The organism is Rhodococcus sp. APC 3903 (genome assembly GCF_030407755.1).
Lineage (GTDB): Bacteria > Actinomycetota > Actinomycetes > Mycobacteriales > Mycobacteriaceae > Rhodococcus_F > Rhodococcus_F erythropolis.
In genome coordinates this window covers 205,856-229,639 of the sequence record NZ_JASDCV010000005.1, presented here as the reverse complement: position 1 = coordinate 229,639, position 23,784 = coordinate 205,856, and the positions used below count along the sequence as shown (strand labels likewise).

21 protein-coding genes are annotated in these 23,784 nt (G+C 60.2%); 13 read left to right on the top strand and 8 right to left on the bottom strand.

Annotation, left to right across the window (positions count from 1 at the left end; translation table 11 throughout):
- Complete coding sequence (gene tal, locus QMA15_RS09365) at nt 1–1,125, bottom strand: transaldolase (protein WP_279163866.1); 1,125 nt, start codon at nt 1,123–1,125, stop codon at nt 1–3.
- Nucleotides 1,126–1,130: 5 nt separating this feature from the next.
- On the bottom strand, nt 1,131–3,233 hold the full coding sequence (tkt, locus tag QMA15_RS09360; RefSeq protein WP_047888340.1) for a transketolase: 2,103 nt from the start codon (nt 3,231–3,233) through the stop codon (nt 1,131–1,133).
- Nucleotides 3,234–3,434: 201 nt separating this feature from the next.
- Here tkt and QMA15_RS09355 point away from each other — a divergent pair, with 201 nt between their 5' ends.
- Nucleotides 3,435–4,418: a heme o synthase gene (locus QMA15_RS09355; RefSeq protein ID WP_003944994.1), complete on the top strand. Its 984-nt coding sequence runs from the start codon at nt 3,435–3,437 to the stop codon at nt 4,416–4,418.
- A gap of 56 nt (nt 4,419–4,474) precedes the next feature.
- On the opposite strand, the gene QMA15_RS09350 is transcribed toward QMA15_RS09355, so the two are convergent.
- On the bottom strand, nt 4,475–5,440 hold the full coding sequence (locus tag QMA15_RS09350) for a quinone oxidoreductase (RefSeq protein ID WP_279163867.1): 966 nt from the start codon (nt 5,438–5,440) through the stop codon (nt 4,475–4,477).
- Between the two features lie 83 nt (nt 5,441–5,523).
- Here QMA15_RS09350 and QMA15_RS09345 point away from each other — a divergent pair, with 83 nt between their 5' ends.
- The gene (locus tag QMA15_RS09345; RefSeq protein ID WP_020969598.1) at nt 5,524–5,886 is read left to right on the top strand and encodes a hypothetical protein; all 363 of its coding nucleotides are present in this window, start codon (nt 5,524–5,526) and stop codon (nt 5,884–5,886) included.
- Between the two features lie 63 nt (nt 5,887–5,949).
- Here the strand turns inward: QMA15_RS09345 and QMA15_RS09340 are convergent, their stop codons facing one another.
- Complete coding sequence (locus QMA15_RS09340) at nt 5,950–6,924, bottom strand: heme A synthase (RefSeq protein ID WP_269577220.1); 975 nt, start codon at nt 6,922–6,924, stop codon at nt 5,950–5,952.
- A gap of 80 nt (nt 6,925–7,004) precedes the next feature.
- On the opposite strand from QMA15_RS09340, the gene QMA15_RS09335 reads away from it, so the two are divergent.
- From QMA15_RS09335 to QMA15_RS09320, 4 genes are all read left to right on the top strand, one after another.
- A complete protein-coding gene (locus tag QMA15_RS09335; RefSeq protein ID WP_279163868.1) occupies nt 7,005–7,745 on the top strand; it encodes a site-specific integrase in 741 nt (246 codons plus the stop codon).
- A 257-nt stretch (nt 7,746–8,002) separates the two neighbouring features.
- Complete coding sequence (locus QMA15_RS09330; RefSeq protein WP_279163869.1) at nt 8,003–8,227, top strand: hypothetical protein; 225 nt, start codon at nt 8,003–8,005, stop codon at nt 8,225–8,227.
- A gap of 306 nt (nt 8,228–8,533) precedes the next feature.
- Entirely contained in the window at nt 8,534–8,827 is a 294-nt protein-coding gene (locus QMA15_RS09325; RefSeq protein WP_290284099.1) for a hypothetical protein, read from the top strand.
- Between the two features lie 471 nt (nt 8,828–9,298).
- Nucleotides 9,299–10,006, top strand: a complete 708-nt coding sequence (locus QMA15_RS09320; protein WP_279163871.1) for a hypothetical protein — start codon at nt 9,299–9,301, stop codon at nt 10,004–10,006.
- 1,897 nt (nt 10,007–11,903) lie between these two features.
- Here the strand turns inward: QMA15_RS09320 and QMA15_RS09315 are convergent.
- From QMA15_RS09315 to mptB, 4 genes are read right to left on the bottom strand one after another with little or no spacing between them, the layout of a single operon-like run.
- Entirely contained in the window at nt 11,904–13,298 is a 1,395-nt protein-coding gene (locus QMA15_RS09315; RefSeq protein ID WP_021344236.1) for a hypothetical protein, read from the bottom strand.
- Nucleotides 13,299–13,345: 47 nt separating this feature from the next.
- Entirely contained in the window at nt 13,346–14,200 is an 855-nt protein-coding gene (locus tag QMA15_RS09310) for an ABC transporter permease (protein ID WP_290284097.1), read from the bottom strand.
- Complete coding sequence (locus QMA15_RS09305) at nt 14,197–15,138, bottom strand: ABC transporter ATP-binding protein (RefSeq protein WP_007727917.1); 942 nt, start codon at nt 15,136–15,138, stop codon at nt 14,197–14,199. Before QMA15_RS09305 ends, QMA15_RS09310 begins: the two co-directional genes overlap by 4 nt.
- Complete coding sequence (gene mptB / locus QMA15_RS09300) at nt 15,135–16,889, bottom strand: polyprenol phosphomannose-dependent alpha 1,6 mannosyltransferase MptB (protein WP_283308917.1); 1,755 nt, start codon at nt 16,887–16,889, stop codon at nt 15,135–15,137. Before mptB ends, QMA15_RS09305 begins: the two co-directional genes overlap by 4 nt.
- Before the next feature lie 130 nt (nt 16,890–17,019).
- Between mptB and QMA15_RS09295 the strand changes: the two genes are divergently transcribed.
- The 7 genes from QMA15_RS09295 (at nt 17,020) to QMA15_RS09265 (ending at nt 23,667) form a co-directional block, all read left to right on the top strand.
- Nucleotides 17,020–17,766, top strand: a complete 747-nt coding sequence (locus QMA15_RS09295) for a metalloregulator ArsR/SmtB family transcription factor (protein ID WP_269455348.1) — start codon at nt 17,020–17,022, stop codon at nt 17,764–17,766.
- A 155-nt stretch (nt 17,767–17,921) separates the two neighbouring features.
- On the top strand, nt 17,922–19,382 hold the full coding sequence (sufB, locus tag QMA15_RS09290) for a Fe-S cluster assembly protein SufB (protein WP_003944799.1): 1,461 nt from the start codon (nt 17,922–17,924) through the stop codon (nt 19,380–19,382).
- A complete protein-coding gene (sufD, locus tag QMA15_RS09285) occupies nt 19,382–20,602 on the top strand; it encodes a Fe-S cluster assembly protein SufD (RefSeq protein ID WP_020907733.1) in 1,221 nt (406 codons plus the stop codon). The genes sufB and sufD overlap by 1 nt, the downstream gene beginning before the upstream one ends.
- Before the next feature lie 61 nt (nt 20,603–20,663).
- Complete coding sequence (gene sufC / locus QMA15_RS09280) at nt 20,664–21,470, top strand: Fe-S cluster assembly ATPase SufC (protein ID WP_141487276.1); 807 nt, start codon at nt 20,664–20,666, stop codon at nt 21,468–21,470.
- Between the two features lie 5 nt (nt 21,471–21,475).
- A complete protein-coding gene (locus QMA15_RS09275; protein ID WP_003944865.1) occupies nt 21,476–22,741 on the top strand; it encodes a cysteine desulfurase in 1,266 nt (421 codons plus the stop codon).
- Nucleotides 22,742–22,744: 3 nt separating this feature from the next.
- Nucleotides 22,745–23,248 (top strand): Fe-S cluster assembly sulfur transfer protein SufU, encoded by a 504-nt coding sequence (gene sufU, locus QMA15_RS09270; RefSeq protein ID WP_003944894.1) that lies wholly within the window; start codon nt 22,745–22,747, stop codon nt 23,246–23,248.
- Nucleotides 23,245–23,667, top strand: coding sequence for a metal-sulfur cluster assembly factor (locus QMA15_RS09265; RefSeq protein ID WP_003944963.1), 423 nt, complete (start codon nt 23,245–23,247; stop codon nt 23,665–23,667). Before sufU ends, QMA15_RS09265 begins: the two co-directional genes overlap by 4 nt.
- The last annotated feature ends 117 nt before the right edge of the window (nt 23,668–23,784 follow it).

Sequence of the window (23,784 nt, the reverse complement as noted above, 5' to 3'; positions counted from 1 at the left end):
TCAGCTCTTCTGGGTTGCTGCGCGAAGCTGCTCGGCAGTTGCGTCGAGCAACTCGTTCCAGGACACCTCGAACTTGTCGACGCCCTCGGTCTCGAGGACCTTGAACACGTCCGCAAGATCGATGCCGACAGCTGCGAGCTGATCGAAGACGACCTGCGAGTCCTGAGCGGTGCCCGAAATCGTGTCGCCCGTGATCTCACCATGGTCGGCGAGAGCGTCGAGCGTCTTCTCCGGCATGGTGTTGACCGTGTTGGGCGCAACCAGCTCGGTGACGTAGAGCGTGTCCGGGTAATCCGGGTTCTTCACGCCGGTCGACGCCCACAGCGGGCGCTGAGCCTTGGCGCCATCGGCCAGGAGAGCCTGGAAGCGCGGCTGCACCTCGAAGATCTGCTGGTACGCGTTGTACGCCAGACGAGCGTTTGCGAGTGCAGCCTTGCCACGAAGCTCGAGAGCTTCCGGCGTGCCGATCGCCGTGAGGCGGTTGTCGATCTCGGAATCCACACGGGAGACGAAGAACGAGGCGACCGACTCGATGGACGAGATGTCGCGGCCGGCAGCCTTGGCGGTGTCCAGACCGTCGAGGTACGCGCCCATGACAGCTTCGTAGCGCTCGACCGAGAAGATCAAAGTGACGTTGACGCTGATGCCTTCACCGATCACCTTGGCGATGGCGGGGATACCGGCCAGCGTCGCGGGGATCTTGATGAGGACGTTCGGGCGGTCGACGATCTTGTGCAGCTCGATCGCCTGCGCGACAGTCGCGTCGGTGTCGTGCGCCAGACGAGGATCGACCTCGATGGACACGCGGCCGTCGACGCCGTTCGATGCCTCGAACTGCGGGGTTAGGATGTCGCACGCAGCGCGCACGTCGTCGGTGGTGACGGCCGTGATGGTGGCGTCGACATCGGCGCCGCGCTCGGCCAACTCGCGAACCTGAGCGTCGTAGTCGGAGCCCTTGGACAGTGCCGCCTGGAAGATCGACGGGTTGGTCGTGACACCCACGATCGACTTCGTGTCGATGAGGTTTTGCAGGTTGCCGGACTGGATGCGATCTCGCGAGAGGTCGTCAAGCCAGATGGAAACGCCTGCAGCGGAGAGCTTTTCGGTATTCACGTTCTGTGTCATCGAGATCATCCCTTCACAGATGCGAGGGAGCGCTGCGCGGCTTCGACAGTCGCGTCGGCGGTGATGCCGAACTCCCGGTACAAGGTCTTGTAATCGGCGGAAGCGCCGTAATGCTCGAGCGAGACGGCCTGGCCGGCGTCGCCGAGGATGCGCCACCACGGCATTGCGATACCGGCTTCGACGGACACGCGTGCGCGGACGGCGGGCGGAATGACCTCGTCGCGGTACGCCTGATCCTGCTCGAGGAACCAGTCGAGGCACGGCACGGAAACGACGCGGGTTGCGACGCCCTGAGCTTCGAGGGTCTCGCGAGCCTCGGTGGCCAGATGCAGTTCGGAACCGGTCGCAAGCAAGATGACCTCGGGCGAACCGTTGGCAGCGTCGACGAGGACGTAAGCGCCGCGCTTGACGCCTTCGGCAGCCTTCTCCTTGGTGCCTTCGAGAACCGGGATGTCCTGGCGGGTGAGCGCCAGAGCCGTCGGGCCCGTCTTGTTCTCGAGTGCTGCCTGCCATGCGAACGAGGTCTCGTTGGCGTCACCCGGGCGGACGACGGCGAGGTTCGGGATCGCACGAAGAGCAGCGAGGTGCTCGACCGGCTGGTGAGTCGGGCCGTCTTCGCCGAGACCGATCGAGTCGTGGGTCCAGACGTAGGTGACGGCAGTCTTCATCAGTGCAGCCAGGCGAACCGCCGGACGCATGTAGTCGGAGAAGACCATGAAGGTTCCGCCGTACGGGCGGGTCGGGCCGTGCAGCGCGATGCCATTGAGGATCGAGCCCATCGCGTGCTCACGGATACCGAAGTGAAGCGTGCGGCCGTAAGGCTGCGCAGTCCAGTCGCTCGTGGAGATGGAGAAGGGGCCGAACGAATCTGCGCCCTTGATGGTGGTGTTGTTGCTGCCGGCGAGGTCGGCGGAACCGCCCCACAGCTCGGGCAGGATCGGTCCGAGCGCGTTGAGAGCCGAACCGGAGGCCTTGCGAGTCGCAACGCCCTTGGCGTCGGCCTCGTAGGTCGGGAGAGCGTCGGCCCAGCCGGCAGGGAACTCACCGGCGAACAGGCGGTCGAAGAGTTCCTTGCGCTCGGACTCACGTGCGGCCCACGCGTCGAACTCGACCTGCCATGCCTTGTGTGCGTCGGCTCCGCGCGAGACGACCTCACGGGCGTGAGCCAGAGCGTCGGCGTCGACGTCGAAGGACTTGCTCGGATCGAACCCGAGGGCTTCCTTGACCGCGGCGACCTCGTCGGCACCGAGTGCGGAGCCGTGAACGTCGCCGGTGTTCATCTTCTTCGGCGCCGGGAAACCGATGATGGTGCGGAGCAAGATGATGGACGGACGATCGACGACGGCCTTGGCAGCGGCAACCGCGTCGAGGATGCCGGAGACGTTCTCGCCACCCTCGACGTGCTGAACGTGCCAGCCGTATGCCTCGTAGCGCTTTCCGACATCTTCGCCGAGAGCGATGGCGGTGTCGTGCTCGATGGAGATCTTGTTGTCGTCGTAGAAGACGATCAGGTTGCCCAGTTCCTGGACACCGGCGAGAGACGACGCCTCGGAGGTGACGCCTTCCTCGATGTCACCGTCGGACGCGATCACGTAGATGTGATGGTCGAAGGGAGAGGAGCCGACCGGGGTCTCCGGATCGAACAGCCCGCGCTCACGACGCGCAGCCATGGCCATGCCGACTGCGGACGCAAGGCCCTGGCCGAGCGGACCGGTGGTCATCTCGACGCCGACGGTGTGGCCGACCTCGGGGTGACCGGGGGTCAGTGCGCCCCATGTGCGGAGAGCTTCGAGGTCAGCAAGCTCGAGACCGTAGCCCGACAGGTAGAGCTGGGTGTACAGCGTCAAGGACGAATGGCCACAGGAAAGAACGAAGCGGTCACGGCCGACCCATTCTGCATCCGAAGGATCGTGGCGCATGATGCGCTGAAAGAGGGTGTATGCCAACGGCGCCAAGCTCATTGCAGTTCCGGGATGGCCGTTGCCGACCTTCTGAACCGCGTCGGCGGCGAGCACGCGGGCGGTATCGACAGCCTTGGTGTCCAGGTCGGTCCAGTCCGAGGGGTGGACGGGTTGCGTGAGGACGTGGATCTCGTCTGTGATCGACACTGGCAGATGTCTCCTGACATGGTGTACGTGGATTGCGAGGGTGGGGTGTCCCTCCACTGCGTAACCCAGCCTAATGGTCCTGGCTGTCCGGGTCGATTCGGTTCCTCAATGGCTGCGGTCTACCATCGTTCGTAGTAGAGGACAGTGTCAGCAGTGTGTCGTGAACAGTTAGTGCGGTAACGCGTGGTGCAAGGAGAGAACGTGCGGACAGGGCAACAGCCGAGCGGACATGGCTTCGGCAGCCCAGGTGCCGCCCCGCGGGCGACCAATACCGATACGGTGTGGGGTCGCGCAACGGGCAAGGTTCTGGCTTATATCGCGCTCACGAAGCCGCGAGTTATCGAATTGTTGTTGGTGGCAACCATTCCGGCAATGCTGCTGGCCGATCGCGGAACGGTCGACATCGTTCTGATCCTCAGCACCCTCTTCGGTGGCTGGATGGGCGCAGCGAGTGCGAACTCGCTCAACTGCGTCGTCGACGCCGACATCGACAAGGTCATGAAGCGCACCGCGAAGCGTCCGTTGGCCCGCGAGGCGGTGCCGACCCGTAACGCACTCGTCTTCGGACTTCTTCTCGGACTCGCGTCGTTCCTGTGGCTGTGGTGGCGAGCCAACCTCCTGGCCGGCATCCTCGTCGTGATCACGATCGCGTTCTACGTCCTCATCTACACGATGGTTCTCAAGCGTCGTACCTGGCAGAACGTCATCTGGGGTGGCGCAGCCGGATGTATGCCCGTCCTCGTAGGCTGGGCCGCTGTCACCGGGTCGCTGAGCTGGCAGCCCGTCGTGCTGTTCCTGATCATCTTCTTCTGGACGCCGCCGCACACCTGGGCGCTCGCGATGCGATACAAAGAGGATTACAAGGCGGCAGGTGTTCCCATGCTTCCGGTGATCGCCACCGAGGAGCACGTGACCAAGCAGATCCTGTTCTACAGCTGGGCGATGGTCGTCACGACGCTTGTCCTCGTCCCCGCGTCGGGCGTCATCTACGCCGCAATCACCATCGTCGCCGGTGCGTGGTTCCTGCTCATGGCTCATCAGCTGTACCGCAGCGTTCGCGGCGGTGCTCAGGTCAAGCCGCTGCGCCTGTTCCTGCAGTCGAACAACTATCTTGCGATCGTTTTCGTCGGCCTCGCTGTCGACTCGGTTCTCGGACTCCAGACGATCAGCGACATGCTCAGCTGATTCTGCTGTGCGCCTTTATTAACCGCGGGCGGTTAATAAAGGCGCACAGCACTTCGCTAGGGGATCAGAACGATCGACCCGGTCGTTGCTCTACCTTCCAGATCCCGATGGGCTGTTGCCGCATCGGCGAGGGGATACTCGGCGCCGACGCGAATATCGAGCTTCCCGGCCGCAATGGCGTCGAAGACATCGCCGGCACGCCAGGTCAGTTCCTCACGAGTGCGAATGTGATGCGCGAGCGTCGGACGCGTCAGGAACAGCGAACCCGATGAATTGAGCCGCTGCGGATCGACGGGCGGAACGGGTCCACTGGCCGCACCGAACAATGCGACAGTGCCGCGAATACGCACGGAAGCCAGGCTCGAATCAAAAGTTGTCGCGCCGACGCCGTCGTATGCCGCCGCGACTCCTTCGCCGCCGGTCAACTCCCGGACTCGCGCTGCTATGTCCTCGTCGTACCGCAGGACCTCCGAGGCACCGGCGCCGCGCGAGAGTTCTTCCTTCGCATCCGACGACACAGTCGTGATGACCTTCGCCCCGAGGCTGACGGCCATCTGCGTCAGGATCAACCCGACGCCGCCCGCGCCTGCGTGCACGAGCACGGTGTCGCCGCTCTGGATCGGATACGTCGACTTCGCGAGGTAGTGCGCCGTCATCCCCTGCAGGAGCGCCGACGCTGCGGCCGATGCCGGGACACCGTCAGGCACTTTCACGCCGACTGCGGCGGGAACAGCCACCTTCTCGGCGTAGCTGCCCGTGGCGGCCGCCCACGCGACACGGTCACCAACGGCGAATTCGGTGACGTCGGAACCGACAGCTTCGACGACGCCGCTGCCCTCGTCGCCGGGAATGTAGGGGAGCGGACGCTTGTACTGGCCCATTCGGAAATACGTGTCGATGAAATTGATGCCGATCGCTTCGGTCCTGACGAGTAGATCGCCTGGGCCGGGTGTCGGTTCGGGTTGTTCGGTCAGAGTCAGAACCTCTGGTCCGCCGGTCTCGGTCACGTAGATGGCTCGCATGGTTTCTGTTCTACACCCGAGACGGCCGACGCTCAGTCCATGCCTGGTGTCGCTACCGGGCTACCGACCAGTATTGTCGAGTCATGAGCACCGATACCGAGAAGTCGGACGCCACCCCGTCCGCGCCGGAACTGCCGAAGTCCACGGTGAACGCCATCACCAAGTTCGTCGCCGAGCACGGCGGCACCGCCAGCGCCGTCATTCAGCCGGTCGGCCTGGCCGGCGTTCGCATCACTCTCGTGGGTGCCGACGGCATCCTCGGTGATCAGGTCGTCGAGGACCTCGCCACGGCCAATGCCGTCGTTGCGTCCTTCGACACCGTCACCGTTGCCGAGTGGGAGCGTGAGCTGACGAGCATCGTCACCCCCCAGGAAGGCCACTTCAAGAAGATGGCCGGTTGGGTCGCCAACCAGACTCGGTTCCCGAAAGCACGCAACGAAGCCTGAAATGACGTGTGGGGCGTAGGAACACTTCTTGGTGTTCCTACGCCCCACACGTGTCTTGAAGCGTCAGAGAGCCGGTATCGGCGAATCGGTCGGCGTGTACTGGCGGGTCTTACCCGCAGCCCAAACTGCTGCGGTCGCAGCCGTGCACAGTCCCGCACCGGCGACGTGAAAGACGACCAGCACTGCCGGTACGTCGGTGAAGTACTGAACGACACCGATGAGTGCCTGAGCGACGATGAGAGCCAGCAAGACCTTCAGGCGGATCTTCACAGCCGGGGATGTCCCGACTGCATACAGGCCGAAGGTCAGTCCCACCACCAAGGCCAGATAGCCGACCAACAGTTGCGAGTGCAGATGAACCAGGGTCACGATCTCGACCTCAAGGCGAGGCACAATCCGATCCATATTCTTGTCACCCGCGTGGGGGCCCGCACCCGTTACGAGGGTGCCGGCGACCAGCACGCCGGCCAGCGCGACTCCGGACAGCGCGGTCAGCCAGCGAAGCGGCTTCGGCATCACGATCAGCGTTGTTGCCTCGTCGGGTTCCGCGATCTTCGCGTACATCACCGTGGCAACCCAGACCATTAGCATCGACGCCACCAGGTGAATGGCGACGGTCCACCACAGCAGACCGGTTCGGACCGTGATACCGCCGATCACTGCCTGAACGACAGTGCCGAGCGGCATCATCCAGGCATAGATCAGGACTTCATTCCGTCGACGAGCACGAGTCACCGCGAGCACGATCGCGGCGGCGACGATGACGACCAGGAAGGTCAGCAGGCGGTTGCCGAACTCGACGGCTTGGTGAAGTACTGCGACCTCGCCATGGCCGACCGGGACGAAGCTGCCGGGGAAGCACTGCGGCCACGTCGGGCAACCGAGCCCAGACGCGGTCACGCGAACCACCGCGCCGGTGACAGCGATGCCGCCCTGCGTCAGGATCACGATGAACGCGATGATTTTCTGCGTTTTCAGCGAGGGGAGAGGTAGTCGATCCACCAAGCGTAAAAATCCGGCATACACACGATTCACCACGCCAACGATCGTAGTTCCCCATCAACTACACAGTGTCGTTGGGGCCAGGCCGGGTGACTGCTCCGATGTGAGGAGTGGAAGTGTCAACTACAACGATTCTCGACGTTGCCCAGCAGAACCTTGCCAACAAGCAGGTGAAGGCATCGACTGTCTACCACTATCTGAGCACTCTGCGATGCCTCGACCTGTGTGAGGTACCGATCGAACAGGCAACGGTGGGCTTTCTGCACAACCGTCTTCAAACCGTGCTGAACCAATCCACACGCAACAAGCATGCGATTGCACTGCGTTCGATGCTCGGTGTGCAGCTCAAAGTGTCCAAGGGGCAACCAAGGATCTACACACTTGCTCCGCTGACGACATTTCACCAGGCAATCGAATCGTCACGATACAAAATGTACGGCTTCTCGATGCTCTACGCAAGACTCCGTTTGGGCGAATCTGTTGTGAAGCAACGCATTTCGGGAAACGTCATGCTGGTGGATCGGCAATTGCTACCGAACGGAACGCTTAGTTCAGCCAAGTCGTCCGGTCCGGTCGTGGTTCCTGAGTGGTATGCAGCGGAGTATGCGCAGTGGAATCCGAAGGTCACCCGAAACACTGTGTACCTCGGTCTGCAACGAGTAGGACGCAACGCAGAAATCAAAGTCACTCCGCATGCACTACGGCACAAGTTCGCAACCGAACTCGTCAACAACGGCTGTTCACCGGAGATTCTGCGTAGACAGCTTCGGCACCACAGTGTGCAGACTTCGTTGACCTTCTACGTGCAAACCACGACCGATGACGTAGAAACGCAGGTCAAACGAGCATTCGGGTAGTAGCGGCTGGGCAGAGGCACTTGATCCTCTGCCCAGTAGTCAAGCCCTTCTCGCAAAGAGCTTATTCATGAACTCGATATCATCTTCGGTAATTTCTGGTGCATCCCTCAGTGCTCTTGCGATTGCTCTTTGTCTATCGTATTCAGGGATACATGGGTTGGGTTCTTCGTGCATTATTTTATCCATATCTGCAATGATACGACAGTACGCAATAATCAACTTTGATTGGAGATTTAATGGTAAAACTAGTTACTCTAATGATAGAAGCAATTATTATCGCAGTCATTGGTCTAGTCGGTTCTGTGATTGTCGAAGTACTCAGAAGATTCTTTACCAACCGGCAAATTCAGCGGCAAGAGATGCTCGATGAGATGCGTGTTTTGAAGGCGCAAGTCAAAGAACTGCAAGATTCGCTTGATGAATGGAAGACCAAGTATTACCAGCTGTTGATGCAGATCAGCAACAAGCAAAATGGGTCTTGACCTCCACAAACAGTTTTGTTTGTGACGTAACTAAGTGCATACCTGAGGTACCCCCAAGTGCTCCGTGAAGTCTAAAGTATTGTGCTGTTCTATTAGTCAAGTATGCATTTCTTTTTAGTAGACTACTTTCTTTAATGCTCTTGGATTCTTTAGCGGCCTAGTGTAGCTTCGAGATTACCGATCTACCCGGCTCTCCTGTACGCGCATGAGGGCTGTCCGATTTACCAAGCTAGGCCCGATGTACCCCTAAGTACTTCTGATGCGCCCTGTGTCAGATGTACCTACCTACAGACAGCAGGAGAAGACGTGAAGAAGTACATCGGCATCTTGGCTATAGCATTGTTTGCTGTGGCATGCAGTAACACGCAAGCAGGTACGCCTGTTGCAATGTCGGTAGAAGACCAGGCTCAGTATGACTTGGAACATTTATTCCAAGTGACAGGAGTTTCTGATTCTGCTTTGCAGGGTAATTGCACTGTAATAGAAGGATTTGCAAAAGATAGATCTATCAGTGAGAAGGACTTGGCAGAAATAGGTCGCTATGTTGCTACGGTTGTTCCGTACAAGTGGCCGCAGGACCAAAACAAGATTTTCCAGTGATACTGATGAGTACGTTCTATTATTGTTCGGAGTATTACTATATGTTTGGCAAGTGACTCAGATGATGATTGACAGTTATTGCCCACTCCGGCGGCAAGGCTCACACGAAGAAGCCGAATGTGCTAGCTTGTAGGTAGTTCTTCTTGCTTGTTGTTCTACTGCGCTTTTTGTTCACAGGAGCTAATATTGGGTATATGGTTCTCTGTGTCACGGATCGGGAAGACATAAATAAGAAGAATAGTAGAACTGGCGGTCAAGAAACGAAGCAATCGATATAGACCTTAATGGATTCGATAAATCGACACGCCAACAAGAATGCAAATAGTATGCTAAAATATACATTAGCAAGTAAAGGTTCTCCACTACCATAGAAAGGCTACAGAACTTCATTTCATGGTAAAAATGATGAATGCCCGGCAAAGGTTGTGGAGAATCTTTGCCGGGCATTTTACTATGAAAAGGAAGATTTGAATGACAATAGATAATGATTTACTAGATAGAATTCTAGAGAAGCGATTCTGGGATAAGACGTTAGAAGACACAGTTTGGACGTCGGATTTTTGCCACGAGTTCCTTGAATCGGAAGAGTCACTGCACTGTTCTTCTGAGTATCTAGCTTCTGCTAGTTCTTACATGAATGACTTGACGAACAAGAAGAAGAAGATCTATATACCCAATATTAGCTCCTGTGAACAAAAATTAGATACTGTAGAGCCTGGTGTGTTGATGAGTCACGCAATCAGATATGAGATAAAGAAGCAAGAGTATCTTCTAGAACTACCTGAAGTGCGAGTGAAGGCTGAAAAATTCCCGGTAGTGAGAGGAACAGGTGATATCCAAGACTTACGTATTGCAGACTTCGGATCGAGTTTCTTGGAATGGTCAACAGGCATCTTGAACGATTACGACCTGCATAAGAACAGAATTTCCAGAGTCATGCTTGTTCCGAACAACTTCAATCAACTCAGGCAGATCAGTGAACTGGAAATCTTGGATGCAGTACGTATCTACTACAAGAACGAAGAGCACGCAGCGTTCATCAGAAAGATTGAATGGTATGCGCAAAACAATCACATTAGAGTAGAAATCTACTTCCAGCGAGAAAAGCGTCAGTCTGCTTGGCTACCGTCGATAGAATCTGTGGACTCGTTCACAAACCTATGGTTCGATACTTGGTGAGTTTTTCAGCGCTTTCTTTTCCGCCCTTTTCGCTAAATGATTCTGTTTTCTCGTCCATATCCACTTATGAATTCGAGGCGGTAGATGAATCTTGGATGGTTTCGATCCAGTTAAAACTTGTGCTGCGTCCGGATCGAACTCGAATTTTCGTAAACCCAATTCAATCTGAAGTTCACGTACTAGCATGCGATGATCGAAGTGTAGTTTGCGTTGATTCATCTCGATTAGCTTATTGATTTCCCGAGTTCGATTTTTCGTATACGCTTGTTCTTCAAGAGTAAATGGTTCGAGATATGGGTCTATAATGGATTCTCTTAGAGAGTCAAGGTCGCCAATTGAGTTGCGGCTCTGGATATGTGCTTTTCGTATCTGTGATGCATAAGCGTATACTTGAGCGGCTCTACATATTTCGATTTGCTGTACCGCTGTTCGAATATCGTGTTCGTACGCCTCTGTGTCGTCTGACGCATATTTCTTTTTCTTAATCAGGGATAGTCGCTTGTTCGATGCTTCGATGAGATTCGAAACGGCATTGGTCAAAGTGGTACGTCGCCAGTGTTCAGTTCTCGCTTGCTGGTGATTGCGTTCACGACGAACCAGCCAGCAATGAGGATGAGAGGCGAGACTATCCAGAACCAGTCAGGTGCAGGTGGCATCAGCAGAGTGTAGAGGTCTGGTCTGGTGCGTGTGTTGCATGCACTGCACGCATATGAACGTGAATCTAAGAAACGCAAACTCTGGGGGGGTGGCCGAAGTATCCCGGAAGGATTCTGTCGCCTCTAGTGCGTGATGTGGCTAGCTGTGGAGCGTGCGGTGTGGCGTTGTTGTGTCTAGTTGCAGTGTGAACTTGCTGTAGGAGCTTCCTGTAGAGAGTTACAGGGCCTACTTGTCAAGTCGAACTCAATCCACCGAGTGACTCAGAACATGCGAATCCGGTTGATTCTGGCCGTGTGTGGTTAGAAATGAGGCTGTGTCTTACTTTCCCCTACTTTCTTCCACTTTGGTTGTCTGTACGTATCAAGACGAACCCGGTTGCGTGTTGTGCTTGTCAGGCGGCACTACAGGCATTCCTGCAGGTCGGGTTTTTCTGCTAGTTGCATGCTTGTAATTCAGATTTCGTTATGGAATCGTGATAATAGCTGTCGATCCGTACCGCTCGGTTCGTTGACCTGGGGTTTATCGAATTGTGGAAACCCTACAAATGCTCTGCCTGTCATTCACTAGATGTAGGGCATGTGTTTCTGTCGGCCACTAGGTGTAGCGTCTTCCCTAGTCGGAAAGGAACGCAGAAAAACCCCAACGCGGGGTAACCAGCACTGGGGTTTGTCTGAAAGTTGCAACTTCTCACGGATGCACTTGTGACTCTACTCCAAATAACAGCTAGTCCTACGACCGGTAGGCAAGTTGTGTTGGAACTGTTATCCGGCAGATCGGAGGATTGGCTGATGCCAACCTCAATTCGACGCATCACTCGCACCATCACCGTTCCTGTTCGCAGGGTCACGGTTACTCGCACCATCACCATTAAGCCGGTGAAGCGATGAGCGCGGGGAAGGTTCCGCAGGTTCCTGCTCCTGGTGGCGGCAAGCAGGATCGTGACCGCAACAAGGATGGTCGCTGGCGCGACAAGCGCAGTGATGCAGGTAAGAAGCGCAAGTAGGTTCTTCAACATCGAACCGCATGCGTGGCACCCCAGTTCTTCGGAGCTGGGGTGCTTGTCGTTGCAAGGGCAAGCAGATGATCGACTGCTATTGCGTAGTGGAACGTACAACTACATGCGGTTATCCGGCATACACACGATTCACCACACCAACGATCGTAGTTCCCCATCAACTACACAGTGTCGTTGGGGCCAGCTCGCTCCGCGCCTGCCCCGCGTCGTCGGGACCAGCTCGCGTCAGTTCGCGCGAACGCGCACGATTCCCGAGATCGTTCCCTGGAAGTACTCGCCCGACTCGGTGATGAGTGCCGACATCTGCAGGGTGTCGTTGAGGATCGTCGACGGCAGCGGAGTCGAACCGATCTGTGACCCGTCCTTCGAGTCGATCACCGCGAACGAGTACCCGTCGAGCGGAGAGGTGCTCGGATTACCGTCCCGCGTGACGGTGTAGATCGAGCCGTCCGCCGTCGAGAGGTGCGGTACCGCGGAGCTACGAATCGTGTTGTCCCACACGACATGGCAGCCGACCGGATCGATGTCGACCCGGGTCATTCCGCCGTTGAAGGGTGCCGTGGCGGGGACCGCTGGACCGGCACCTTCAGGAGTCGTGGGGTACGGGTATCCGTAAGTGCCGGCCACGTAGACCGAATGACCGATGCCGACGGGAGAGTTCTCGCTGCCACTCGGTGAGCCGTCCTTGCTGGCCGCGGACAACACCGGCTGCGTGCACACCTCGGCGCCCGTGTCAGCGCGATAGACATGCAAGCTCACCGTCGGGTGGGCGTTGTCGACGATGGTCAAGAAATCGCTGCCCGTCGACGGGCCGAAGTATGTCGGAGTCGATCCGGTTCCCCAGCTGAGCTGACCCGGATTGCGGGCCGGCCCGCGGTCGTACGGCTGACGCCAGTCGATGACGACTTCGTCGCCACTTCGCTTCAGTTGGTAGAGCGCGTGGGTCGTTGCGACGGCAGTGCCCGTCGGGGAGGTGGAGATGCTGTTCTGCACCTGCTCACCCTCGGGGAGCGCAATGCTGTGCGCGATTCGATCCGCGCCGACGTACCCGACGGTGCCGTGCCCCGTGGCGAACCAGACATTGCCGTCCCAATCCGGGGCGAGGCCGGTGACGTTGTCGTCGGCGGCAACCGCACCACTGAGATCGATGACATCCGCGAGTTCCAGCCGCCAACTGCCGTCCGGATTCTGCGCATGGGAAATGCGGACCAGTTGACGGTTTCCGTCGACGGCTACGAGACGGTTCTCGTTGTCGAGGTAGGCGTAGACGCCGCCGAGCAGGCTGCCCTTCGCGAGCGGCAGTTGCGCGACCGACCGTCCCAAGGGTGTGGCGTCGGCCTTCGGATCGATCAAATGGATGGTCGGGATCTGGCCGATCATCGTCGTGCAGAGCGAGACGATCATGCCGTCGGAACCCTGGAGGACCGTCGGGCAGGCGGCCATCATCGGGAAAGCTGTCACCTCGTGTGGGCCGGTTCCTGGACCAGGCAGCGGCGTGACGTCGGACGAGCCCGCGTCACCGTGCATGGTGGAAGTACCGACGGGACCGAGGTGCGGATTTGCAGGTGCGAGTGGACCGGACACCGAAGGGGTCGCCGTTGCGGGTCCGGCACACAACATCACTGTTGCGGCCACACAGCCGACGATCTGAGCTGTCCGTCGTGTACTCACGTGAACTTGAACCACCTTGCTGCGCAGGCTCCGGCCACTGCGGCCCAGACGAGAAGTACGAGAATCGAGAACCAGTCCATCGAGGTGTCGAGGGCCGCTTCGAGTGCGTGTGCCAGAGCGCCGGACGGAACAATGCGCACCAGCGTGTGAACAGCGGTCGGGAGTTCACCGCTGGCGAAGACCACACTGCCGATGCCCACCATGATGAACCACAGGACGTTGGCGAGAGCGAGAACGATTTCTGCTCGCAAAGTACCGCCGAGCAGAAGGCCAAGCGCTGCAAATGTGACAGTACCGATGGCAATGACCACTGCGCCGAGTACAAGTTCGACGAACGACGGACGCCACCCCAACGCCAAACCGATAGCGCCGAGCAACAGCGACTGCAGCGCCACGACGATGATGACGGCAGCACTCTTGCCTGCGATGATTCCCCACCGCGGTAGCGGCGTTGCACCGAGTCGTTTGAGCGCGCCGTATCGGCGATCGAATCCGACGGCGATTGCCTGTCCGGTGAACGCCGTCGACATCACGGCAACCATCATGACACCAGGGAGCACGGTATCGACCCGAGAATCGCCCAAATCGCCGATCGGAAGTAGACACAGTCCGATGAGCAGGGTGATCGGGATGAACATGGTGAGCAGCAATTGCTCACCGTTGCGGAGCAGAAGTGTCAGCTCCAGTTTGGTCTGCGCCGCCAGCATCTTGGCCGCCGAATTGGGGCGGGGATCCGGCGAGAAGGTGCCTGGCTCGAAGCGGTTCTCGGCGAGCCGCCGGTCTCTGGCAACGCTGATGGGACTGTTCTGGCCGTTCGACGCTGTTTCGTTCATGACCTTGATCTCCGTCATCCCCTCAGTTCCCGGCCCGTCAATTCGAGGAAGACGTCTTCCAGACTCCGTTGATCGACGCGAATGTCGTTGATCAGCACGTCCTGATCGGCACACCACGTCGCAACTGTTGCCACGGTTGCCGGATCGATTGCACCTTCGACGACGTAGGTGCCTGGGTTGGATTCCTCGATGCGGAACCCGGCGAGTGAACCGGCCAGCGAATCGAGGCTCAAACCGGGAACCGTCGTCAGACGGAGTTGTCCTTCGGCGCCCTTGCTGGTGACCTCGGCCGGCGTTCCCGACGCGACGATCTTGCCGTGGTCGATGATGACCAGTTCGTCGGCGAGTGCTTCGGCCTCGTCCATGAGGTGTGTGGTGAGCAGGACGCTCACGCCGTCGCGTCGCAGAGCGTCGATGAGTTCCCACACGAGCAGGCGCGCCTGAGCGTCGAGCCCAGCGGTGGGTTCGTCCAGAAATACCAATTCGGGGCGGCCGACCAGCGCGCACGCCAGTGACAGTCGTTGCTGCTGGCCTCCGGAGAGACGGCGGTACGGGGTCTTGCGCGCATCGGTGAGGCCGAGTTTGGAAAGGAGCCAGGCGGGATCGAGCGGGTCGGCCGAGTATGCGGCCACGAGGTCGAGCATTTCCCCGGCCTTGGACCCGGGGTACGCGCCGCCGCCCTGCAGCATGACGCCGATTCGCGAGCGGACTTCACCGGAGTCGGCGATGGGGTCGAGACCGAGCACTCGAACCGTGCCGGCATCGGGGGTGACAAACCCTTCGCACATCTCGACGGTGGTTGTCTTACCGGCTCCGTTGGGGCCGAGCAGGGCAACGACCTGGGCCGTCTCGACAGTGAGATCGATACCGTCGACGGCTCGAACACCGTCGAAGGACTTGACGACACCCTGGATCTGTACCGCCGGCGTCGACGATCTGGAGGCTCTCGAGGTCACGGGGAATCAGCGTAAGCCCCCGCCGAGTTGTCTTCGTCTACCGGTCCGCCTTTCGTGATCTCCGCTACTGGCTTGTCGCTACGCCAGGGGAGTGAATTGCGGGTGAAGACGATGAGCGTTCCGGCGGTGAGGATGGTCGCGATGACGGCCTGCACGATCATGAACGGAAGGTATTCGGCGCCGTTGGACATCAACATGACGCTGACGATCGAGGTGAAGACGACGGCAGGGATGCGGAAAATCGGTGCGGTGGCCCACGCGGCCAGCGGAAGGATCGCCCACAGCAGATACCACGGCTGAACGACGGGGAACAGGAGAACGATCGCTCCGAGTGCGATGCCGAGTCCACCGACCGGGTGTATGCGGCCCATGTACACCGAGATCATCATCCGTGCGGTGATGAGAATGGCAACCAGGTACGCGATGGGCCGGGTGATCGTGAGGATCGCCGTCGTGTGATCGCCGAGTCCGAGTAGTACACCGGCCAATCCCGTGCCGACGCCCAGGAGCGTCGGGATGGACATCCAACTCCGGACTGCCGTGGCGGTGTCGAGGGTGTTGATCCAACCCATACCAAGCCCACTGGCCACGCTGATGACAAACGTGACGACAGCGGCAACGATGCCCAGGAGAATCGCGGCTCCCGCCAGGGCTTTCCAGGTTCCACCCCAACGCCGAGCCAAGGCCATGCCGACAAATCCCAGCGCAAGCAAGGACGGAATTTTGACCGTCGACGACAACGCGATCAATCCTGATCCCGCAATGAGATAGAACAGCGCTCGCCCACGGATGGGCCCGGACCCTTCGACTGCGCGGAGGGCGATCTCGATTCCGGCGAGCATCAACCCGAGCATGAGCGCTTCGTTGTGGATGCCGGCCACCAAGTGGAAGAGCAACAGCGGGTTCGCGGCACCGAGCCAGAGCGAACTGACGGCAGAGACACCGCATCGCTTGGCCAGTCGAGGTATCGCCCACACGATGAGCGCGACGCCGGCCAATGCGAGCAAGCGGTGCAAGAAGATTCCGGCCACGATGTTGTCGCCGGTCAGTGAGCTGATCCCGCGTCCCAGCCACAGGAAGAACGGACCGTACGGAGCTGGGGTGTCGCGCCAGATCGTCGGAACCGTGCGGGTGAGAACGTGGTCGACACCCAGTGCCGCCTTGGGACCGATGGCGTACGGATCGAGTCCACGGGCCGCGATTTCGCTTTGAGCCAGATACGAGTAGACGTCGCGGCTGAACATCGGCGGTGCGACCGAGAGCGGCAGGATCCACAGCAGGAGTGTGCGGTCCAACTGGGAACGGGTCATGCGCCGCGGTGCGCCGGAACGGCTGCGTATGTCCCCGACTGCAAATCGGCCCATCATCAGCCAGGCCAGAACGACGAGCACGGTTCCGGTCATCGTCATGGTGAGTGAGACCGTCGGCATACGTCCGGGAAGGCTGAGGACTCGAAGTCCTGCGGTCGGATTCTGCAGGACGGGTTGTGCGCCGGCGCCGAGCGCTCCGACTGCCATCAAGACCGCGCCGGTCGCGCCGAATCGGCGGATCCCTCGCAGTTGTGCGGTTTCCTTCGCGTTCAGGCCCGGGCGCTCGTCCTCGTCGCCGTGCAGCACTGCGGCCATACTCTGCCGGGGAGCGGATCCGAAAGGTCGAACGCCGATTGTGGAAAGCGCGAGTGCCTTGGGTTTTTCCAGCAGGATCGCGCGCGCCGATCGCGCGGTCGTCGTCTTCTCGGGGGTCTGCGGCACACCAGGCAGCGTAGCGGCTCCATCCAGCCGGACAGACAAGCACAAACAACGTACGTTGTCCGGATATTCCCGAATGTAATGCAGGTTGCCCTTAGTAGACCTGCGAAAAGAATTCCGTCACACTTGTGTTGTGAAAAGAAATGCGTCAGACCCACGAAGCAAGGAAGTTGCAGGTCAGCCCACTGTAGCGGCCTCGCCGAGTGCTGCCGCAAATCCGGTTACGGTGAGCGTCGAAGGTCAGACGCGGGCGGCAGTGGTCAAGCTGCTACTCGAAGAAGGCCCCATTACCGCCTCCGAAATCGGCACACGCCTCGGTTTGAGTGCCGCAGGTGTCCGACGTCACTTGGATGCGTTGATCGAGTCGGGCGAAGCCCGTACCGCTTCGGCGTCGTCGCTGCGTCAGCGCGGACGAGGTCGTCCCGCCAAGCAGTTCCAGATCACCGCGACCGGTCGCGGCCGCCTCGGCCACACCTACGACGATCTGGCGGGAGCCGCGATGCGGCAACTCCGTGAAATCGGCGGAGACGCGGCAATCGAGGAGTTCGCCAAGCGTCGGGTCCAGGCGATCGTCGGAGACGTCGAACCGGCTGATCCGACAGATGTCGACAACGTCGAGGCGACAGCGGACGCAATCGCCGAAGCCTTCAACGCGGTGGGGTTCGCAGCGTCGACCCGGCCGGTCGGCAACGGCGTGCAGATCTGCCAACACCATTGCCCGGTTTCCCATGTGGCAGAAGAGTTTCCGGAACTGTGCGAGGCAGAGCAGCAAGCATTCCGGCAATTGCTCGGGACTCATGTCCAGCGTCTGGCGACCATCGCCAACGGTGACTGCGCCTGCACGACGCACGTGCCCCTCGTGTCCACCGGGAGTAGATGACCGGACCAGAGTGTTCTACAGAGCGCGGCCACCGTGCAGCGTTCGAATAGAGATTTTTCAGCTAGTTCTTCAAAGTCAGAACTGCTCGACCACAGCGACCAGCCCTCGCTGAACCCGAGCAGCCGTCAAGAAACAAGACTCCGGAAGGAGCTCGCATGACCGTCACATCAGACCAGGCGACTACCACTGCGGCAGCAGGCACCGAGCCGCTCACGCAGGAAGAGACCATCGCGTCCCTCGGTCATTACGGCTACGGCTGGTCCGATTCCGACGAAGCCGGAGCCAGCGCGCAGCGCGGGTTGTCCGAGGCTGTCGTGCGGGACATCTCCGCCAAGAAGAGCGAGCCCGAGTGGATGCTCGACATCCGCCTCAAGGCGCTGCGCACCTTCGACAAGAAGCCGATGCCGAACTGGGGCAGCGACCTCGAAGGTATTCACTTCGACAACATCAAGTACTTCGTCCGGTCCAGCGAGAAGCAGGCCGAGTCGTGGGAAGACCTGCCCGAGGACATCAAGAACACGTACGACAAGCTCGGCATCCCCGAGGCGGAGAAGCAGCGCCTCGTTGCCGGCGTCGCAGCTCAGTACGAGTCCGAGGTCGTCTACCACTCGATCCGTGAGGACCTCGAGGAGCAGGGCGTCATCTTCCTCGACACGGACACCGGTCTCAAGCAGCACCCGGAGCTGTTCAAGGAGTACTTCGGATCGGTCATCCCGGCCGGCGACAACAAGTTCTCCGCGCTGAACACCGCCGTGTGGTCCGGTGGCTCGTTCATCTACGTTCCGCCGGGAGTCCACGTGGACATCCCGTTGCAGGCGTACTTCCGCATCAACACCGAGAACATGGGTCAGTTCGAGCGCACCCTGATCATCGTCGACGAAGATGCCTCCGTGCACTACGTCGAGGGTTGCACCGCGCCGATCTACAAGTCCGATTCACTGCACTCGGCCGTCGTCGAGATCATCGTGAAGAAGGGCGGCCACTGCCGCTACACGACCATCCAGAACTGGTCCAACAACGTCTACAACCTGGTGACCAAGCGCACCAAGGTCGAGGCAGGCGGATCCATGGAGTGGGTCGACGGCAACATCGGCTCCAAGGTCACCATGAAGTACCCGGCCGTGTGGCTGATGGGCGAGTACGCCCGCGGTGAGGTTCTCTCCGTTGCGTTCTCCGGCGAGGGCCAGCACCAGGACACCGGCGCCAAGATGCTCCACCTCGCGCCGCACACGTCCTCGACCATCATCAGCAAGTCTGTCGCCCGTGGTGGCGGACGTGCGTCGTACCGCGGTCTGGTGCAGGTCAACAAGGGTGCCCACGGCTCCAAGTCGACCGTCAAGTGTGACGCTCTGCTGGTCGACCAGATCAGCCGAAGCGACACCTACCCGTACGTCGACATCCGCGAGGACGACGTCACCATGGGTCACGAGGCCACCGTCTCCAAGGTCAGTGACGATCAGCTCTTCTACTTGATGAGCCGCGGACTGACCGAGGACGAGGCGATGGCCACCATCGTGCGTGGATTCGTCGAGCCCATCGCGAAGGAACTCCCGATGGAGTACGCGCTCGAGCTCAACCGCCTTATCGAACTTCAGATGGAAGGGGCTGTGGGTTAGTGACCACGCCAGAGACCGGAGTCATCGGAGCTGTTGCCGGGGAGAACCCGACCGCTCCTGTAAAGGGTGCAGCCACAGGCTCACCTATCACGAACAAGGGCGAGCAGTTCTCCTCGTTCGACGTCAATGCATTCGAGGTTCCCGGCGGACGTGACGAGATCTGGCGGTTCACCCCGCTGCGTCGTCTCCGGGGACTGCATGACGGCAGCGCCGTCGCCAACGGACAGGTCACCGTCGAGGTCGACGGGGGAAGCGACATCACCGTCGAGACCGTCGGCCGTGACGACGCGCGTCTGGGCAAAGCCGGCGTTCCCGCTGATCGCATTGCAGCGCAGGCGTATTCGAGCTTCGAGACTGCAACGGTCATCTCGGTGGGCGCCGAGGTCGAGGTCGAGAAGCCAGTCGTGGTCACCATGACCGGCCCCGGAGTCGACAACGTCGCCTACGGACACACCCAGATTCACCTGGCACAGTTCGCCAAGGCGACGTTCGTGATCGACCAGCGCGGCAGCGGAACCTTCGCGGAGAACATCGAATTCGTTCTCGGTGACAGTTCGCAGCTGACCGTGGTGGCCATCCAGGACTGGGCGGACGACGCAGTTCACGTGACGTCACACCACGCTCGCCTGAATCGCGACGCAGTGCTTCGATACACCTCGATCAGCCTGGGCGGCGACCTGGTTCGCCTGTCCGCCACCGTCAAGTACGACGGACCGGGCGGCGACGCCGAACTGCTCGGCCTGTACTTCGCCGACGCCGGCCAGCATCTGGAACAGCGTCTGCTGGTGGATCATTCGCAGCCCAACTGCAAGTCCAACGTGGTCTACAAGGGTGCGCTTCAGGGCGATCCCGGATCCGGCAAGCCCGACGCGCACACCGTGTGGATCGGCGACGTTCTCATCCGCGCCGCAGCGGAGGGCACCGACACGTTCGAGCTCAACCGCAACCTGGTGCTGACCGACGGCGCCCGCGCCGACTCGGTTCCGAACCTCGAAATCGAGACCGGTGAGATCGTCGGTGCCGGCCACGCAAGTGCAACGGGACGTTTCGACGACGAGCAGCTGTTCTACCTGCGTGCTCGTGGTATCCCGGAGGATCAGGCTCGTCGTCTGGTCGTACGTGGGTTCTTCCACGAAATCATCAACAAGATCGCTGTTCCCGAGGTGCGCGATCGCCTCGAAGCCGCAGTCGAAGCCGAACTCGCAGCCGTCGGCTCCTGACCGCCCCGCCTGCGACACCACCCCGTCGCTACGCTCGCCCGCCTCATCTTGAAGGAATTTCATGTCTACCAGTGACAACACCACCACCTCGGTCCTCGAGGTTCGTGACCTGCACGTCGAGGTCGCCAACTCCGATGCCAACGCCGAGTCCATCCAGATCCTCAAGGGCGTCGACCTGACGGTCCGCTCGGGGGAGACCCACGCGATCATGGGCCCCAACGGCTCCGGCAAGTCGACTCTGTCGTACGCCATCGCCGGTCACCCCAAGTACCAGGTCACGTCCGGCTCCATCACCCTCAACGGTGAAGACGTCCTCGCAATGAGCGTCGACGAGCGTGCACGTGCCGGGCTCTTCCTGGCGATGCAGTACCCCGTCGAGGTTCCCGGCGTTTCCATGTCCAACTTCCTGCGCACCGCCGCCACGGCCGTGCGAGGCGAGGCTCCCAAGCTGCGCCACTGGGTCAAGGAAGTCAAGGAAGCCCTCAGCGAGCTCGAGATCGATCCCTCGTTCATCGAGCGCTCGGTCAACGAAGGCTTCTCCGGTGGCGAGAAGAAGCGCCACGAGATCCTGCAGTTGGGCATGCTCAAGCCGAAGATCGCGATCCTCGACGAGACCGACTCCGGCCTCGACGTCGACGCTCTGCGCACCGTCTCCGAAGGCGTCAACCGCTACAAGGAGCGCGAGAACGGCGGCGTTCTGCTGATCACGCACTACACGCGCATTCTGCGCTACATCAACCCCGACTTCGTTCACGTGTTCGTCGGTGGCCGCATCGTCGAGTCCGGTGGACCGGAGCTGGCCGACGAGCTCGAGACCAACGGCTACGTTCGTTTCACCGCGGACACCGCAGCTACCCAGGGAGCGTAATCACGATGACCACCTCGGTGCGCGAGCTCGACGTCACAGCGGTTCGGGCCGACTTCCCGATCCTGGCGCGAACCGTGCGCGACGGAAAACCTTTGGTGTACTTGGATTCCGGCGCTACCTCGCAGCGTCCGGTCCAGGTTCTCGATGCCGAACGGGACTTCCTGACCACGTGTAACGCGGCAGTACACCGGGGTGCTCATCAGCTCGCAGAAGAGGCGACGGACGCGTACGAGAATGCTCGCGCCACCATCGCTTCTTTCGTGGGCGCGGATTCGGACGAGTTGGTGTTCACCAAGAACGCCACCGAGGCTCTCAATCTGGTGACCTACGTTCTCGGTGACGATCGCTTCGACCGCCATGTCGGTCCTGGCGACGAAATCGTCATCACCGAACTCGAACACCACGCCAACCTCGTTCCCTGGCAGGAACTTGCGCGCCGAACCGGTGCGACGCTCAAGTGGTACGGCGTCACCGACGACGGCCGGATCGATCTCGATTCGCTGGAGCTGACAGACGCGGTGAAGGTCGTTTCGTTCACCCATCAGTCCAACGTGACCGGCGCGATCGCGCCCGTCGAGGAATTGGTGCGACGAGCACGCGCCGTCGGTGCACTCGTCGTGCTCGACGCGTGCCAGTCGGTGCCTCACATGGCCGTCGACTTCCACGAACTGGGAGTGGACTACGCGGCGTTCTCGGGCCACAAGATGCTCGGCCCTTCGGGGGTCGGAGTTCTCTACGGCCGTCGTGAACTGCTGGCAGCGATGCCTCCGTTCATCACCGGCGGGTCGATGATCGAGACGGTCACCATGGAGGTCAGCACCTACGCGCCGCCGCCTCAGCGTTTCGAAGCCGGCGTACCGATGACCTCACAGGTGGTCGGACTGGGCGCTGCCGTGGATTACCTGAACACCTTCGGGATGGACGCCGTCGCTGCGCACGAGCACGTGTTGGTGGAGGCTGCTCTCGAAAAGTTGTCGGCGATCGAAGGTCTGCGCATCATCGGACCGCAGACGTCCGAGAACCGCGGCGGAGCGATTTCATTTGTCGTGGACGGTATTCACGCCCACGACCTCGGACAGATCCTCGACGACGAGGGCGTCGCGATCCGCGTCGGACACCATTGCGCGTGGCCGCTGCATCGTAAGTTCGGTGTCGCTGCGACGGCCCGTGCGTCATTTGCGCTCTACAACACCACCGCGGAAATCGATGTTCTCGTTGCAGCGATCAAGCGTGCGCAGGAATTTTTCGGTGTCGCAGGGGAGTTGAACTGAATCATGCGCATGGAGCAGATGTATCAGGAAGTGATCCTCGATCACTACAAACATCCGCACGGCCGCGGACTCCGTGAGCCGTTCGGCGCCGAGGTGCACCACGTCAACCCGACGTGTGGCGACGAGGTGACGTTGCGCGTCCAGATATCCGAGGACGGAACGGTCTCCGACGTCTCGTACGACGGGCAGGGTTGTTCGATCAGCCAGGCGTCGACGTCGGTGCTGAACGACCTCGTCATCGGGATGCAGGTCACCGACGCACTGAAGACGGTGACGGCGTTCAACGAGATGGTGAGCAGTCGGGGCACCGTCGAGGGGGACGAGGACGTTCTCGGCGACGGCATCGCGTTCGTCGGTGTCTCGAAGTATCCGGCACGCGTGAAGTGCGCCTTGCTCGGATGGATGGCATTCAAGGATGCTGTAGTCCAGATTGTCGACGGCAGTGCTGTGACGACGGCGGACAGCAGCAGTGAATTGGTCGACACGACTGAAGGACAGGGATCATGACCGAGACACAACCAGTGCAGGACGCCGAGGTCGGCGCTCCGGTGAATCCGAATCCCGATTCCACTGCGGAATTCGGTGGCGCACAGGGCAGTGGCACTGTCCCGTCGCCTGAGCGACTCGACGAACTCGAAGAAGCGATGCGCGACGTCGTCGACCCCGAACTGGGAATCAACGTCGTCGATCTCGGCTTGGTCTACGGACTCTTCGAAGACGACGGTGTCGTCACGATCGACATGACTTTGACGTCGGCGGCGTGCCCGTTGACCGACGTGATCGAGGACCAGGCGCGCGGCGCACTTGTGCGTAGCGATCTGTGTACCGACATGAAGATCAACTGGGTGTGGTTGCCGCCGTGGGGACCGGACAAGATCACCGAAGACGGACGCGAGCAACTGCGCGCACTCGGCTTCACGGTCTGACAAGCAGCCTCGCTGCACGATCAACTGAATACATTTCACCGGAGCGTCGGTGCCCGTTCGTCGGGTACCGGCGCTTCGGTTTGTTATATAGGGCCGTTTTAGCCATGATATTCAGGA